Below are 259 nucleotides of genomic sequence, written 5' to 3'. Positions count from 1 at the left end.
AACCAGGATGTTGGCTTAGAAGCAGCCATCATTTAAAGAAAGCGTAACAGCTCACTGGTCTAAATAAGGGTCTTTGCGCCGAAAATGTAACGGGGCTAAAGCCATGCACCGAAGCTTTGGGTTTGCACTTTGTGCAAGCGGTAGCGGAGCGTTCCGTAAGCCGATGAAGCCGTACCTGTGAGGGGCGGTGGAGGTATCGGAAGTGCGAATGCTGACATGAGTAACGTAAGGGGTGTGAGAGACGCCCCCGCCGAAAGTC

General features: G+C 52.9%; 1 rRNA gene. It reads left to right on the top strand.

The features are described from left to right. Positions 1-259, top strand: a 23S ribosomal RNA gene (locus C7I85_RS30375); the annotation flags it as partial.

The organism is Pseudaminobacter soli (ex Li et al. 2025), assembly GCF_003012705.1.
In the GTDB taxonomy this organism is placed as follows: domain Bacteria; phylum Pseudomonadota; class Alphaproteobacteria; order Rhizobiales; family Rhizobiaceae; genus Pseudaminobacter; species Pseudaminobacter soli.
This window is presented reverse-complemented; position numbering and strand designations above follow the sequence as displayed.